This window comes from Pseudoalteromonas apostichopi (assembly GCF_030297135.1).
Lineage (GTDB): Bacteria > Pseudomonadota > Gammaproteobacteria > Enterobacterales > Alteromonadaceae > Pseudoalteromonas > Pseudoalteromonas apostichopi.
The window spans coordinates 1544951-1560934 of record NZ_AP028065.1 but is presented as its reverse complement, the minus strand read 5'-3'; the positions used below and the strand labels follow the sequence as shown (position 1 = coordinate 1560934).

The window sequence follows — 15984 nt, the reverse complement described above, 5'->3', positions numbered from 1 at the left end:
TGTTAATAAAATAGGAATAATTTCCAATTTTTAGAACATTTACTTTAGATTAGTTATTTTTTAACCAAACTGCTGCTTGTTTTGCAAAATAAGTTAGGATGCCATCTGCGCCAGCACGCTTAAATGCTAATAATGACTCCATGATTATTGCTTCTTCTGCAAGCCAACCGTTATCAATGGCTGCTTTATGCATGGCATATTCACCACTGACTTGGTAAGCAAATGTTGGTACACCAAATTCATCTTTTACGCGACGTACAACATCTAAATATGGCATGCCAGGTTTCACCATTACCATGTCTGCACCTTCTTGAAGGTCAAGGGCTACTTCACGAATAGCTTCATCAGAGTTGGCAGGGTCCATTTGATAGGTCTTTTTATCGGCGCCTTTCAAGTTACCTGCAGAGCCCACTGCATCACGGAACGGACCGTAGTAGCTTGAAGCGTATTTTGCAGAGTAAGCCATAATACGAGTGTGGATATGGCCTTCGGCTTCGAGTGCTTCACGAATTGCACCAATGCGTCCATCCATCATATCTGAAGGTGCGACTATATCGGCACCTGCTTCGGCATGTGATAGCGCTTGCTTAACTAAGATTTCAGTTGTTACATCATTAATCACGTAACCATCTTCATCAATTATGCCATCTTGGCCATGTACTGTGAACGGGTCAAGTGCAACATCAGTGATCACACCAAGCTCAGGAAGCGCTTCTTTTAATGCGCGAACTGTACGCTGTGCTAATGCATCAGGGTTGTAGGCTTCTTCAGCTAGTAAAGATTTTTTATCGCTAGGTGTTACGGGGAAAAGAGCAACGGCAGGTACACCTAATTCAACGAGTTCTTTTGCTTCTTCAAGTAGTAAATCAATAGAAAGGCGCTCTACGCCTGGCATAGACTCAATAGCTTCGCGGCGGTTTTTACCTTCTAAAACAAATACAGGAAAAATAAGGTCATTAACGGTCAGTTGGTTTTCAGCCATTAGGCGACGAGAGAAGCCATCACGACGCATGCGGCGCATACGTGTATAAGGGAAAAGGTCGAGTCCTGATTGGGCCATGCTTGTATACTCCTAGTTTGGTAGAGGATAACTCACTACGCGATTTCGACCTGATTGCTTAGCATGATATAAGGCTTTGTCGGCATAGTCAGTGAATAAACTTGGGTTATTAATGTCTTCAGCAATTGCGCTGTAAACACCTGCACTCAAAGTAAATTTAATCGTTGTTCCGGCAACTATTATATCAGTCTTTTCTGCGGCTTTGCGTATTTGTTCGGCAATTTCTAATGCACCTGTCAGTGGCGTATTAGGCAATAGCACGACAAATTCTTCGCCGCCGTAGCGGGCCACTTCATCGAGAGGTCGTTTCAAGTGCTGTTTAATGACATCGGCAGCAGATTGAATGGTTTGATCACCACTTAAATGACCGTAGGTGTCATTAATTGCTTTGAAATGGTCAATATCTAACATGATTATGGCTAAAGGTGTTTGTTCACGTCGCGAGCGACGAATATCCATCAGTAGCTTTTTATCGAAGTAACGGCGGTTCTTGGTTTTTGTCAGCGCGTCTTCCATATTGAGTTGTTCAAGCTCTCGGTTTTTCTCTTCAAGCTCGCGTAACGTCACTTGTAACTCAAAGGTACGCTCCTCGATATTTGCTTCAAGGTCTTGGCGCGCTTGTTCTTGCAGTTCAAGGCGTTCGCGCATTAAGGTATCTTTAGCTTTGCTTTCTGCTAATGCATTTTGTTGTGCTGCGACTTCAGCATCGCGCTGCATCAAAAACAATTTTATGACTGCATAACTCAAGCTCAAGCTACAAACCAAAAAGCAAATGAAGGTGAGTGAAAGCACGCCGATATTTAAATTAAATGGGTTAAATACTCCTAGTGCGCTGTAAATAATGGCGCAGAAAAAAGCGAATAGGGCGATTAGAAAAGCGCTACAAGGCTGTTTATACTCACGGTTAAACTGCTTTAGAGCAATACTTGCAAAGATGATAAGCACCACAGGTAAACTTAATAAGCAAAGTGTAATTGCAATATGAATTGGTAAGAACCACATTATTACAGTGACAAGCACTACGACCCACGCTAACCAATTCTTAAAGCGATTTAAGCGAGATTTGGCAAAGCCAAATATATACCCTTGCAATGGCACAAATAACGCACCACAGATAAAAAATAGGGTCGGAATAGTCAATTGTTGAAACGATGAACCGCTCGGTTGTAAGTAACGATAACCAAAGCCATAAAGGTACACTAACGACAACCAAAGTAAGGTAAGTAATAATCCTGTGTAGGCGAAATAGCGGCGCCTAGAAAAGCCATAAAGTACTAAATTAGTGAGTGCGAGCGATAAAATAAAACCGACTAATAAACCGTACAATAAATTGAACTTACTTTTGTGTTTTAGGTATTCAGCGGGGCTCCAAAGGCTTAGAGGCACTCTTAAGCCACCGTTGTTTTTAACTTTAAGGTAGATTTCGGAATGGCTGGCTTTTGGGATAGTTAATGAGGCTAACAGCGATTCATTCTTAATTTGACGATTGGCTAAAGGAACGGCGTCACCTATTTTGGTGTTAAATAATACATGCCCACCTTGCAGATGAAAGACACTTACTTCATCGAGCAAAGGGTTATCTATCGATAATATCAGAGGGACATCATCTAATGAGGTGTTTTTTATCGATAGCTTGAGCCACATGGGCTTTAAGATCATGCCTAGATTTAAGGTTTCACCTCCGATTGTCTGCCATTTTACATTAGCATTGCTAAATGCTTGTTGTTGAGTAATAGGATCAAGAGTGTACTCAACATTAAGCGTATGTTGAGATTTGAATTGTGAACTAACAACAATGGAGTTAGCCTGCAAGTAAGGAGTAAATAAAACAACGAAGAGTACGCCACACAGTGACCATAGGCGCTTCATCTTAACCCTTAGTGGTAAATAATTGCCAAAAGTTTAGTGTAGTGTGTTTTGCAACATCAGTAAATTCGCATCCTTTCAAATCAGCAATTTGCTGGCATATATAAGGAAGGTTCTGAGGCTCATTGCGGCGAGATTTCGGTCTTGGTCTGATATTTCTCGGCATCAAAAAGGGGGCATCGGTCTCAATTAACAAACGATTCAAAGGAATTGACGGTACCAAGGCCTGTAGTTGCTCACCTCTGCGCTCATCGCATACCCAGCCCGTGACACCAATATAAAGCCCCATAGCTAGGTAGTTTTGTAATGCATCTTGGTCACCAGTAAAGCAGTGCAATACACCTCGCACCTTATAGTCACTCAAAATTGCGAGCATATCTTCGCAGGCATCTCGTTCATGCAAGTACACTGGCATATCAAGCTGTTCAGCAAGCTTCAGTTGGCGTCTAAACACGCTACGCTGCACATCTCGAGGAGAAAAGTCACGATTGTAATCTAAACCACACTCACCAATGGCAACCACTTCCATGTTTTGGCTAAGAGTCATTAAGTGTTCTTCAAGGTGTTTATCTGCTGTTTTTGCATCGTGAGGATGAACCCCTGCTGTGCAATACTGATTGAACTGTTTGGCGAGTTTCAAAGAAGTTTGGCTGCTCTGAAGATCGCAGCCAATAAGCAGCATTTGTGTTACATCTGCCTCAGCGGCACGTTGTAACACAGCGTCATGAATATCATCAAATTGATGATTGCTTAAGTTGACACCAGCATCAACTAGCGAAGTGCTCATTAGTTAGTACGTTTTACACGAATCGAACGGTTTTGACCTTTAACTTTTAGGAGGAAAGAATTGAAAATACCTCGTTCAATTATGACAACATCTTGTGCTTTTAAACGTAAGCTATCAGAGCCAACTTGACGCCATTGCTGACCATTATCAAGCTCGATGATCAGTTCACCATAAGGTGCTTTTTTTACGCTTTTTACTAAGGAACTTATTTGGTCATCGTTAACTTTTGCAACTTCTTTATGCTCTAAACCAAAGTCTTCATTTTTTGTTTTTACAATTTGTTCGCTTGTTGCAGCTGCAACAGGCGCCGCGACAACAGCTGCTGTAGAGCTTGCTGCAGGTTGTTTAATTTGTTGTTTTGTTGCTGGTTTAGACAGCGATTTACCAGCCATTACGTTGTCGTAACAAAGTAAGCGATTAAAATCATTTTCAACAAAAGTACACGCTTGTAGTGCTTGTAAGTTAACTTCGTTTGCTTGAGTAGTACCAGCAATTGTTAAAAGAGCAACGAAGGGAATGAGTTGTTTTTTCATTTTATTCCTCGGATTCCTGTTGAGGCTTGGCGGTATAAAATGCAGCCAAAATTAAACCTAATTCAAATAATAACAGCATGGGTAATGCTAGTAATGTCTGTGACAGTACATCAGGAGGTGTTAAAAACATGGCAACCACAAATACACCTACCACAATATAAGGTCGTTTTTCTTTTAAACTTTTTGTTGTTGTAGCACCACTCCAGCATAACAGCATGATGGCGACGGGTATTTCAAACGCAATACCAAAAGCAAAAAACAGTTTTAAAGCAAAACTTAAATAGCTACTAATATCAGGCGCTAATGTCATCATATCAGGGCCAGCGTTAGTAAAAAACCCTAAAATGATTGGCAGCACTACAAAGTAGCAAAATGCGATACCACTATAAAATAGCAAAATACTCGAGGCCAAAATCGGCATTAGCATACGCTTTTCATGTTGATACAAGCCGGGTGCTATAAAGCTCCAAACTTGGTGCAGTATCATTGGAATAGCAGCAAATAAAGCCACAAATAGGGTGAGTTTAAACGGTGCAAAAAAGGGTGCTGTTACATCCGTTGCGATCATGGTGGCAGTGCTTGGCAAATTTGCAATAAGAGGTGCTGCAACAAAGCTATAAATATCGTTGGCAAAATAAACCAAGCTGATAAATATTAGCAAAATGCTTAACAAAGCTTTCATGAGTCGATTTCGCAACTCAATTAAGTGGCCAACAAAGCCTGTGTGAGCTTGCTCGGTCATAATTTACTATTCATCATCGTTGTTATTGACCACAAAAGCAGAGATTAAATTCACTTTTTTTCATCATTATTTTTAATTTCTGCTTTTTCAGGCGTGTCTTTCTTGTAACTGTGGGTGACTGACTGGGCAGCCTTTTGTAGTTCGTTTACAGAGTCTTGCAGATCTGGAGAGAGTTCTTGCAAATTTTGTTGCTCTGCTTTTTTTAAGTTTTCGTGAAGCTCATGGATACGGAGTTCTTCGTTCACTTCAGCTTTCACTGAGTTGGCGACTGATTTTAATGTTTTTACCCAGCGGCTCACAGTGCGAATTGCCACAGGCAAGCGCTCTGGACCTAATACAATCAGACCTACGATCAGTACGACAACAAGTTCCCACATCCCCATGTTGATTAAGCCTTATGGTCGTCTTTGCTTTTCTCTACGGTTTCTTTGCTTTGCGTGTTAGAAGATTTTTCTATCTGCTCGCTTTTTGCGTTAGTTTGGTCTTCATCAGACACTGCTTTTTTAAAGCCTTTTACAGCACTGCCTAAATCACCGCCAATGCCACGAAGTTTCTTTGTGCCAAATAACAAAACGATGATTGCTAAAATAATGATTAATTGCCAAATACTGATACCACCAAAACCCATGGGTTACTCCGTTTTTATCAAATTTTTAGAATAGACTTGTCTCGATTATACTCACCAAAACATAAATAGCACTTAGTTTATGTGCTTCGCCATGCAGCAATAAAGCCCGCTACAGCAAAGCCAGCGGTAATTGCGCTCGCAACTAAATCATGCTGTAAATAACATAAGCCTGAAACAATCAAGCAGCTACCAGCAAAGATGCTAAGTAACAAAGGTTTAGCAGATTGCGGCGCTGGCAATTGTACAGGTTGTTGTTGACGCTTTAAGTTTTGATAAATTAAATCAGGTAATTCAGGCATTTTTTCTGCCCAAAATGGCAAGTTCGCATACATTTTTTTCATTACTGCAAGCGGACCAACTTGTTCTTTGACCCAATCTTCTAGAAAAGGTTTAGCAGTTTTCCATAGATCAAGCTGCGGATACAGTTGTCTGCCAAGGCCTTCAACATACAACAGCGTCTTTTGCAGTAACACTAATTGCGGTTGAACTTGCATATTAAAGCGACGAGCCGTATTAAACAGGTTGACTAACACATGGCCAAACGAGATTTCAGCTAATGGTTTATTAAAAATGGGCTCACACACAGTACGAATAGCAAACTCAAACTCTTCGATGCTGGTATCGGCGGGTACCCAGCCAGAATCAACGTGTAGTTGCGCTACTTGGCGATAATCACGGTTAAAAAAGGCAATAAAGTTTTCTGCTAAATAGCGCTTATCTTCACGATTAAGGGTGCCTACAATACCGCAATCAATACCGATATATTGTGGGTTATGAGGGTTTTCGCGAGAAACGAAAATATTACCCGGGTGCATATCTGCATGGAAGAAACTGTCACGGAATACTTGCGTGAAAAAGACTTCTACTCCGCGTTCGGCTAGTAGCTGCATATTGGTATTTTGCGCAAGCAATGCTTCAGTATCTGATACAGGAATTCCGTAAATACGCTCCATTACCAATACATTACTACGACTGTAATCACTGTATACAAAAGGGATGTAAAGTGAATCTGAGTCTTCAAAGTTACGGCGTAGCTGTATTGCATTCGCCCCTTCTCGCATTAAGTCGAGTTCATCCAACAAGGTTTTTTTGTACTCGTTTACGACTTCAATAGGACGTAAACGTTTAGCCTCTTTTAATAACTTTGCAACTAATCGAGCGACTTTTTGCATCAGCATTAAGTCAGCATCAATTTGCTCTTTTATATTGGGGCGTATGACTTTAATTACCACATCTTGAGCTGCGCCATGCTCATCAATTAAGGTAGCAGTATGGACTTGTGCGATCGATGCTGATGCTAAAGGTGTTTGCGAAAAGTCACTGAACAATTCACTAATATCATTAATTCCCAGCGCTTTTTCGATAAGCTGCTGGGCAAGTTCACCTTCAAAAGGTTCAACCTGATCTTGTAGTAGTGCAAGCTCTAATGCGACATCATGAGGGAGTAAGTCACGGCGTGTTGAAAGCATTTGGCCAAACTTGATCCATACCGGGCCAAGTTCTTGTAGAGCAAGTCGCAAGCGCATACCTGCAGGTTTATCTTTATGTTGGTTGCGTAACCAAAATAAGCTTCCGCGTCCGAGCTTTGCAAACCAAGGCACTCTTTTACGCGGAATTAATTCGTCTAAGCCGTAGCTCAGAAGGGTTTTAGTGATGTAATAAAGACGAGCAGACGACACACAAGTTCCTTAGCGCATTAGCGTGACTGTAACAGCGCGTTAATTCGCATCTCTAATTGAGATACTTGGCTTTTTAATTGGCGATTTTGCTGTTTAAACTCAGCAAGCTCAAGAGGGTGTATGGTCACTGCTAACTCATCTTGGCAAAGTGTTGTTAAGGTATTTTCTAACTTACTCTTTGTTTGTGAACCACGACGTTTTAAGGTTTGTAAAGAGAGCCACAACTGTTGTGCTGGGGCATCGCCAATGTATCGAGAAAAGTGCTCTGGCCAGTCAATATCAAGCTCTGCAAAAGCATTGCTAAAGCCTTGTGCAAGATTTAAATCGCCTTGCAAGTCGAGCTTATCTTGGCGAATGAGTTGCGTTAGCATTGACGGATCTTTAAGCGCCAACAAGGTATTGATATCAGCGCTGATCATGCAGTCAAAATTGCGCTCTTGCGTACTGTATAAATGAATTTGCTCGTCGCTGTATACGCACAAAATTGACTGTTGCCAATCACGTATCTCAACCAACAGCTGTTTATCAGCAATTGCTGCAAGTTTGCCTTTTAACTGAGGGTCTAACTGCAGCAGTTGATTAATGATTCGTTCGACGAGTGATAACAGAGCGTTTGCTAACATCGCGTTACCTACTTAATTAATAGAGTTTTTAGTATTTAAAACCACGATGGAGGGCAACAATACCGCCAGTAAGATTTTGATAACTAGTTTGTTCAAAACCTGCATCTTCCATCATGCTTTTTAACGTTTCTTGATCTGGATGCATTCGGATAGATTCCGCAAGGTATTGATAAGACTCGCCATCATTCGCTACTAGCTCACCCATTTTAGGTAAGATATTAAATGAATAGAAGTCATAGGCTTTGCTCAGTATTTCTTGTTCTGGTTTAGAGAATTCAAGTACTAATAAGCGACCGCCAGGCTTCAGAATACGATACATTGAGCGTAGTGCTTTATCTTTATCGGTAACGTTACGAAGACCAAATGCGATAGTGATCAAGTCAAAGCTGTTATCAGGAAATGGCAATGCTTCTGCATTCATTTGTACATATTCAATATTGCCAACACGACCAAGGTTACGAAGTTTCTCGCGGCCAACTTTCAGCATTGAAGAGTTAATATCGCCTAAGATAACCTGACCCGTTTCACCAACTAATTGACTAAATTTAGCGGTTAAATCACCAGTACCGCCCGCAAGGTCTAATACATAGTGACCTTTACGAACACCTGAACTTGCAATAGTTTGGCGTTTCCATAAACGATGAATACCGAACGACATAAGATCATTCATTACGTCATACTTTGCAGCGACTGAGTGGAATACATCTGCAACCATTGATGCTTTGTCGTTTTCAGCAACGGTTTTATAGCCAAAATGCGTGGTCTTTTCTTGATTCTCGTTCATGATTAATCTCTATCGTGGCAATAAAGACTAGTGTACTTGATTGTGGCTGTGGGGTGCAATTTGATTATAACTAAATCATCAGATTAGCGTGGCTTTTCATGACTTAGCGCAGTGTTAAACTTTATTGACCGGCAATAAAACTACTTTGTCCAAGCGACTTGGCTTTAGCAGCTGCTAAAGAAGCTTTACGGGCTAAACTATTAAAGTCACCATCGCCTTCATGTTTCGCGATACCAAGGGCTAGGGTGATAGCAGGTAGTTTGGTGCCATTTCTTGAGCTTACAAAGCGTAGCTTTTCGACACCATTTCGTACTTTTTCAGCTATTAAGTTGGCAGTTTCAGGCTCTATGTCAGCAAGTAAGATGGTAAATTCATCCTTACTTGTGCGCCCTGGCAAACCACTTTCTTGTACGTATTTTTGCACTTGCTTCGCGACTTTACTTAAAATGACTTCACCAATTACATCACCATAGTTTTCAATAAAATGGTTCAGGTTCTCAATGTGGATAGAGATAGCACAAACTGCTTTATTTTGGCCGATCCAGAGTTGGGTTTGTTGATTTAAGTAATGGCGCTTGTATAGGCCTGTTTGTTGGTCGGTAATGTGTTGTTTGCGTAATTGAGTGAGCTGCTTTTGGGTTTTTTCTTGTATTGATTTGGCTTTTGCTATTTCTTGCTTAAATTGACGATGCTGGTTGAGCAGTACTTCAGATTGCTTACTGAGCATTTTTAATGCGTGACGCGTTTGTTCAATATTGTTTTCATCGATTGAATGCACACAGTCACTAACTTGATCAGCAAAGCGCACAATATTTTGCTCGTTATTGCTAGCATTACGTGAAAGGGTATTAATGACTGAGTCAACGTTGCGAACAATGGCGGTTTTCATTTTATGGCCTTGTTCTATAAAATCGAAATACAGCTGTTCTACATAGACACAATCAATGGCTTTTCTTTGTGCAATGGCGCGGTCAATTGTGGCATTAAGTTTGGGGTTAGATTGGCTGACGTAGGTGTAAACAACTTGGTAATTAAGTGGTGACGGCGGTAATGCATGGTGTTCTAAAAAGATACATACCTTTGTCATTTTTTCTTGAGCAATAGCCATGGGATCATGGAACATCATTTTTCAATACCACTAAATACGCATATCAACCAATTAATCATCTCTTCCGTAAAGTGTATTTGCTTCCAAGCATAAATACTGAGTCTACAGTAATCTGTAATCAGCCTATTTAAAAGCAAAATCGCTAATTTTGGAACTTAAATTTGTTCTGTTTGTGTCTATTAGCTGATTTTCTCAACAACTTTAACAAGTGTAATTAAAAATTGCTTAAAGCTTGCACATTGATGCTTCCCCAGTGATGCTAATTTGAGCGCATTTAAACTGAGCTTGGTCGCATTTGCTTGGGTTTTAGTCAGTGCTGCGCTACTTTAGCAATACTGATTAAAACTAAAAAGAATGCTATGAAACAAACACTGTCGCGAACTTTAAACCGTTCTGTTATTGCGGTTGCTTTAGCTTGTACTTTAAGCGCTTGCCAGGTAACAAATATTGATGCTGATCAGCAATTTACTCAAGTAGCCGAAAATATTGTTAATTACCGTCAAAGTATCAGTCCATATGGTAAAGAAAATGGCGTAGATGGTTATTTATTAGAAAACCTATCAGCAGAGTTTCTAGAGCAAAAATATAAGAAAAATACAGCGTTACTCGCCGATTTAGATGCTATAGACCGTGATAAATTATCTGAAGAAAACCGCATCAACCTAACTATTTTACGTGGTCAAGTGCAAAATAGTGTCGATGAATATGTGTTTAACACGCATTATATGCCACTAACGTCTGAGTATGGGTTTCATTCTAGCTTATCATTTATGATTTCAAGCTCTGACTACACAAAAGAACAAGATTACCAACTATATCTTGCTAAATTACAGCAAATTCCTCGCTATTTTTCGCAAAATATTGGTTGGATGCGCAAGGGTCTTGAGGTGGGGCTGACTCAACCTAAGGCTGTTTTAGAAGGGTATCAAGACTCAATTACTGCGTATATTGTTGATGATGCAACAGAGTCAGAATTCTACAAACCATTTTTAAAAAATACCGCAGGTATTAGTGACAGCGAATTTGCAGCATTGCAAAAGCAAGCGCAAACTATCATTAAAGAGCAGGTTATTCCGGCTTATCAAGGTTACTTAACTTTCTTTAATAATGAATATCAGCCAGGTGCACGAACAGACATTGGTATTTCTAGTACGCCAAACGGTAAAGCGTTTTACGAAAACCGTGCTAAATACTATACCACCACAGATATGACGCCAAAAGAAATCCACGAGCTGGGTTTACAAGAAGTGGCACGCATTCGTGCCGAAATGGAAAAAATTATTAAGAAAGTAGGTTTTGAAGGCTCATTTGCTGATTTTGTCCACTTTTTACGTACTGATCCGCAATTTTACGCAAAAACACCAAAAGAACTGCTAAAAGAAGCCTCTTACATCGCTAAGAAAATGGATGCTCAATTACCTAAGTTATTCCACACCTTACCAAGAATGCCTTATGGTGTTGCGCCAGTGCCAGCGAGTATTGCACCTAAATATACAACTGGCCGTTACTCAGGTTCTCGTCGCGATGACCAAGCGGGTTATTATTGGGTTAATACCTATGCGTTAGACAAGCGTCCATTGTATGTTCTTGAAGCATTAACTTTGCACGAAGCTGTTCCGGGGCACCACTTGCAAATCTCACTTAATGCGGAACTTGAGTCACTGCCAAGTTATCGCCGTAATGCTTATTTATCGGCATTTGGTGAGGGTTGGGGCTTATATTCAGAGTTTTTAGGTATCGAAGCGGGTTTTTATCAAGACCCATACAGTGACTTTGGTCGTTTGACCTATGAAATGTGGCGTGCAGCTCGTTTAGTGGTTGATACAGGTATGCATATGTATGGCTGGAGCCGCGAGCGTGCGATGAAGTTTATGAGCGAAAATACCGCGCTTTCATTGCATAATGTGAAGACCGAAACCGACCGTTATATTTCATGGCCTGCACAAGCTTTGTCATACAAAATTGGTGAGTTAACAATTAAACGTTTACGCCACGAAGCTGAGCAAGCGCTTGGTCAAGATTTTGATATTCGCGAATTTCATCATCAAATATTACGTCATGGCTCAGTGCCAATGTCAGTACTTGAAGAGCAAATTCAACTTTATATTAAAGCTGAGTTAGCCAAACGAGCAGCATAGCGGCATAAAAGAAACGAAAAGGCGTGATTTAAATCACGCCTTTTTTGTTTATTGCACCTAATATAAACAACTTATATGATTTGATAGATGTCATTTCACAAAGGGGCCTTGGATGAGTGATTTTATAATTTTTAGTATCGATGTATTTGCCAGTTTATTTATTTTTGCATTAGGCATCGTTTTGCTAGTGATTGTGTGTTTTTACATTAGTGATGTAACGCAATCTAAACATGCTATTCGCCGTAACTACCCAGTGATTGGCCGCTTTCGTTACTTTTTTGAACGCCAGGGGGAATTTTTCCGTCAGTACTTCTTTGCTATGGATAGAGAAGAATTACCCTTTAACCGTGCAGAGCGGAGTTGGGTGTATCGTGCTGCGAAGAATGTTGACCGTACGACGGCCTTTGGTTCAACTCAGAGTCTTGAAGCGACAGGAACCGTAATGTTTATGAATTGCGCGTTTCCTACCTTAGATGAAGAGGCGCTCGATCCTAGTGAAGTCACTTTAGGACCTTATTGTCCTAAACCCTATACCACAAATGCATTATTTAATATTTCAGGCATGAGCTTTGGTGCACTATCTAAGCCGGCTGTTCGAGCACTATCTCGAGGTGCTAAATTAGCTGGCTGTTGGATGAACACAGGTGAAGGCGGGCTAAGCTCTTATCATCTTGAAGGTGGTGCTGATATCGTGTTTCAGATCGGCACGGCAAAATATGGTGTACGAGATGAGCACGGTAAATTAAGCACCGAAAAACTCAAAGCAATTGCTGATCACGAACAAGTTAAAATGTTCGAAATTAAAATGAGCCAAGGCGCAAAACCCGGTAAGGGAGGTATGTTGCCGGGACGTAAAGTGACTGCAGAAATCGCAAAAATTCGGGGGATTCCTGAAGGGCAAGACTCAATTAGTCCAAATGGTCATCCTGAGATTAAATCACCAGCTGACCTACTTGATATGGTCGCCATGGTGCGCAATACCACGGGCAAACCCACAGGTTTCAAAGCGGTGATTGGTGAATACACTTGGCTCGAAACCTTATTCAGTGAAATTAATAACCGTGGCATTGAATCAGCCCCAGATTTTATCACAATAGATAGTGCCGATGGTGGTACGGGCGCTGCCCCTCAGCCTTTGATGGATTCTGTGGGGTTGCCCCTGCGAGAAAGCTTACCTTTGGTTGTTGATTTATTGAAGAAACATGGGCTTAGAGAGCGAGTGAAAGTGATTGCCTCGGGTAAGTTGATTGTACCATCTAAAGTTGCTTGGGCATTGGCATTGGGCGCTGACTTTATTGTTTCAGCTCGTGGTCACATGTTTTCGCTTGGTTGTATTCAAGCATTGCAATGTAATAAAGATACCTGCCCAACCGGCATTACTACGCATAATGAACGCTTACAACGAGGCTTGGATGTAACAGACAAAGCCCAGCGTGTTGCTAACTATAATAAGTACATTCATTACGGCGCAGGGCTTATAGCCCATTCGTGTGGCGTATCAAGTGCCAGAGAGCTGGCTCGTCAGCATGTGCGGGTGGTACAAGAAAATGGCTTATCAGAACCGCTCGATAAAATGTATGAGCACTACAATAAATAATCTAGTTGGGTTGAATAATTAAAAGGCGCATTGAGCGCCTTTTTAAATTTTTGACTATTAGTTTAATAAACTGATTAACAAAGAAAAGAACTCGTCTTTATTATTACAGCTTGTGGCATTGAGCATCAGTTGCTCGCCGAGTACAAGTGTTTGTTGTTGTACTGCTAAACGCGCTTGTTCATCTTCAATTCCATCGATATCAGCAACATGGGCTAAACCAATAGTACGGCGAATAAGTTCAGCGCCACAGTAGCCAATCGCATCTCGCAGTACTTGTTGTAAGTAATCTTCGCTAAAAGCGCGATTTGCAAAGCTAATATCAGTTGCTTCGTTACTTGCCAGGTTTAGCCAATGTTGTTCAAATTGGCTATAACAGTCTTGTAAGCAGGTTAATAAATGGGTTTGGTATTGGCGGCGCTTTGCTTGCTCAGCGATACGCGCGTTTTGGGCGCAGTAATTTAGTAACAAATTACCCATAAATGAGCCGATATCAAAACCAACAGGACCAAAAAAGCCGAACTCTGGATCGATCATTTTGGTGGTATTGCTATCAACAAAAATACTGCCGCTATGCATATCACCATGTAATAAAGTTTGTGGGCAAGATAAGAATTTAGCTTTTAATTTTGCTGCTGCTAGTTTTAAAGCATCATTATTACGAATACTTTCGACGTGCTCATTAAGCTCAGCTGGGAAATTATTGCGCTCATGCTCAATGTACGGATCAGTAAAGAATAAGTCTTCTGTGATCTTACATAAATCAGGATTAATAAATTGACTGACTTTGGCTTTTTTATCTTCAGCAGATAAGTAAAAGTCTGAGTTATAAAAGCCTGTTCGGCTTAAATAGAGCGCAACATGACTTGCCAATAATGGAAATTGCTCTGCGTTGATTTGTGCGCCACGTAAAATTTGTAACTCACCTAAATCTTCTAATACAGTTAAAGCCAGTTCTACATTATGATGCAATATCGCCACGGTATGCTCTGGACATAACTGACCATGATTAATCAATACTTCGGCTTCAATGCGTGCGCGGTCCAAAGATAACGGCCATGACTCACCTACACAACGGGCGTAAGGAAGTGCTTGTTTTAAAATTACACTATTGTTGTGCTGATCAGCAACACGAAAAACTAAGTTTAAGTTTCCGTCGCCAAATTCGTATGCACTAAGCTTTGCATCATTAGTGAATACTGAAATTCGCTTACTTTCAATAAGTTCTTTAATGTAATCAACAGCATGCTCTGCAGTGAAGGCAGTATATTTAGCCATGGCTTAATCTCGTAATACAATTAACTTTAAGCATTCTATATCTGTAACCGTTTAGATGTCCATACATCTAACTTGTTAGTTCTCAAAACTGATGTAAAATAACGACTCATCTAAATTAGTTATCTGGATTTTGTATGCAAGATCTCATCGCGAGCAGTATTAAATATCAGCAAGGTACGCTAACCGTGCTTGATCAGTATTTGTTGCCACATCAACAGCATTGGCATGTATGTAACGATGTTGAAACGATGAAAGATTTGATTCTGACTTTGAAAATCCGGGGCGCACCTTTAATCGGCTTAGGTGCTAGCTTATTGGTTGCACATTTAGCTGAGCAGGGCATGAGTCAATCAGCACTTTCTACTACCATTGATGAACTTGAAGCAACACGCCCCACAGCAGTAAACCTTATGCACTGTATGGCCAAGTTACGTGAAGCGCTAACAGAGACTGATTTTGTTGCTGCTGTTGTCTCCACTGCTGAGCAGTTATTTAAAGAAGATATTGCCCTTTGCGATAGTATGGCTGAACGTGGTGCTGCCTTGGTTGATAAAGGCGACAACATTTTAACCCATTGTAATACAGGTGCGTTAGCGACTGCGGGTGTTGGCACTGCATTAGGGGTGATTTATAAAGCGCAGCAACGTCATGGTGATATTCATGTTTGGGTTGATGAAACACGACCGTTACTGCAAGGCGGTCGTTTAACTGCTTTTGAGCTCGAGCGTTGGCAAATTCCTTACACTTTGATTTGCGATAACATGGCGGCCAGTTTAATGGCTGCGGGCAAAGTCGATAAGATATTTGTGGGCGCAGATCGTATTGCTGCAAACGGAGATTTTGCCAATAAGGTAGGCACTTATAACCTCGCTGTGTTAGCGCATTTCCATAACATTCCATTTTATGTTGTAGCGCCACTCACGACACTTGATACGCAAACGATATGTGGTGCGGATATCGAAATTGAACAGCGCAGCCCCAACGAAGTCCGTGGTGTTAGTGGCAGCTTTGGCGAAGCTATGTGGGCACCGACTAATGCACAGGTTTATAACCCAGCATTTGATGTTACCCCTGCTAGTTTGGTCACGGGCTGGGTGCTCGATAGCGGTGTTTATGATCAGACCGATATTGAGCAAGGTATTCTAAAGCAGTTAAAAGAGTAAA

The 15984-nt window shown here is 41.0% G+C and carries 15 protein-coding genes; 3 read left to right on the top strand and 12 right to left on the bottom strand.

All coding sequences use genetic code 11. The annotated features are described in order from the left end of the window. Window positions 1–49 precede the first annotated feature (49 nt). From hemB to QUE86_RS06985, 11 genes are all read right to left on the bottom strand, one after another. On the bottom strand, window positions 50–1060 hold the full coding sequence (gene hemB, locus QUE86_RS07035) for a porphobilinogen synthase (RefSeq protein WP_286260119.1): 1011 nt from the start codon (window positions 1058–1060) through the stop codon (window positions 50–52). A gap of 12 nt (window positions 1061–1072) precedes the next feature. Next, on the bottom strand, window positions 1073–2929 hold the full coding sequence (locus QUE86_RS07030; RefSeq protein WP_286260117.1) for a sensor domain-containing diguanylate cyclase: 1857 nt from the start codon (window positions 2927–2929) through the stop codon (window positions 1073–1075). 1 nt (window position 2930) lies between these two features. Next, complete coding sequence (locus QUE86_RS07025) at window positions 2931–3713, bottom strand: TatD family hydrolase (RefSeq protein ID WP_130050245.1); 783 nt, start codon at window positions 3711–3713, stop codon at window positions 2931–2933. Beyond that, window positions 3713–4246 (bottom strand): hypothetical protein, encoded by a 534-nt coding sequence (locus tag QUE86_RS07020; RefSeq protein WP_130050246.1) that lies wholly within the window; start codon window positions 4244–4246, stop codon window positions 3713–3715. Before QUE86_RS07020 ends, QUE86_RS07025 begins: the two co-directional genes overlap by 1 nt. A gap of 1 nt (window position 4247) precedes the next feature. Then, a complete protein-coding gene (gene tatC, locus QUE86_RS07015; protein WP_286260113.1) occupies window positions 4248–4988 on the bottom strand; it encodes a twin-arginine translocase subunit TatC in 741 nt (246 codons plus the stop codon). A gap of 50 nt (window positions 4989–5038) precedes the next feature. Beyond that, on the bottom strand, window positions 5039–5371 hold the full coding sequence (gene tatB / locus QUE86_RS07010; RefSeq protein ID WP_286260111.1) for a Sec-independent protein translocase protein TatB: 333 nt from the start codon (window positions 5369–5371) through the stop codon (window positions 5039–5041). 5 nt (window positions 5372–5376) lie between these two features. Continuing rightward, complete coding sequence (tatA, locus tag QUE86_RS07005; RefSeq protein ID WP_130050249.1) at window positions 5377–5616, bottom strand: Sec-independent protein translocase subunit TatA; 240 nt, start codon at window positions 5614–5616, stop codon at window positions 5377–5379. A 77-nt stretch (window positions 5617–5693) separates the two neighbouring features. Beyond that, window positions 5694–7295, bottom strand: a complete 1602-nt coding sequence (gene ubiB, locus QUE86_RS07000; RefSeq protein WP_286260109.1) for a ubiquinone biosynthesis regulatory protein kinase UbiB — start codon at window positions 7293–7295, stop codon at window positions 5694–5696. 17 nt (window positions 7296–7312) lie between these two features. Further along, window positions 7313–7918 (bottom strand): ubiquinone biosynthesis accessory factor UbiJ, encoded by a 606-nt coding sequence (locus tag QUE86_RS06995; RefSeq protein ID WP_130050251.1) that lies wholly within the window; start codon window positions 7916–7918, stop codon window positions 7313–7315. A 28-nt stretch (window positions 7919–7946) separates the two neighbouring features. Beyond that, window positions 7947–8702, bottom strand: coding sequence for a bifunctional demethylmenaquinone methyltransferase/2-methoxy-6-polyprenyl-1,4-benzoquinol methylase UbiE (gene ubiE / locus QUE86_RS06990; protein WP_256855041.1), 756 nt, complete (start codon window positions 8700–8702; stop codon window positions 7947–7949). Window positions 8703–8823: 121 nt separating this feature from the next. Further along, window positions 8824–9810 (bottom strand): GGDEF domain-containing protein, encoded by a 987-nt coding sequence (locus QUE86_RS06985; protein ID WP_286260348.1) that lies wholly within the window; start codon window positions 9808–9810, stop codon window positions 8824–8826. A gap of 359 nt (window positions 9811–10169) precedes the next feature. Between QUE86_RS06985 and QUE86_RS06980 the strand changes: the two genes are divergently transcribed. Together QUE86_RS06980 and QUE86_RS06975 are read left to right on the top strand one after the other, a co-directional pair. Further along, window positions 10170–11948 (top strand): DUF885 domain-containing protein, encoded by a 1779-nt coding sequence (locus QUE86_RS06980; RefSeq protein WP_130050253.1) that lies wholly within the window; start codon window positions 10170–10172, stop codon window positions 11946–11948. 112 nt (window positions 11949–12060) lie between these two features. Continuing rightward, window positions 12061–13545: an FMN-binding glutamate synthase family protein gene (locus QUE86_RS06975; protein WP_130050254.1), complete on the top strand. Its 1485-nt coding sequence runs from the start codon at window positions 12061–12063 to the stop codon at window positions 13543–13545. A gap of 57 nt (window positions 13546–13602) precedes the next feature. On the opposite strand, the gene mtnK is transcribed toward QUE86_RS06975, so the two are convergent. Next, window positions 13603–14820 carry an S-methyl-5-thioribose kinase gene (gene mtnK / locus QUE86_RS06970; RefSeq protein WP_178926376.1) on the bottom strand — a complete coding sequence of 406 codons (1218 nt, stop codon included), beginning with the start codon at window positions 14818–14820 and terminating at the stop codon, window positions 13603–13605. A gap of 134 nt (window positions 14821–14954) precedes the next feature. On the opposite strand from mtnK, the gene mtnA reads away from it, so the two are divergent. Next, on the top strand, window positions 14955–15983 hold the full coding sequence (gene mtnA, locus QUE86_RS06965) for an S-methyl-5-thioribose-1-phosphate isomerase (protein WP_286260101.1): 1029 nt from the start codon (window positions 14955–14957) through the stop codon (window positions 15981–15983). Window position 15984 lies beyond the last annotated feature (1 nt).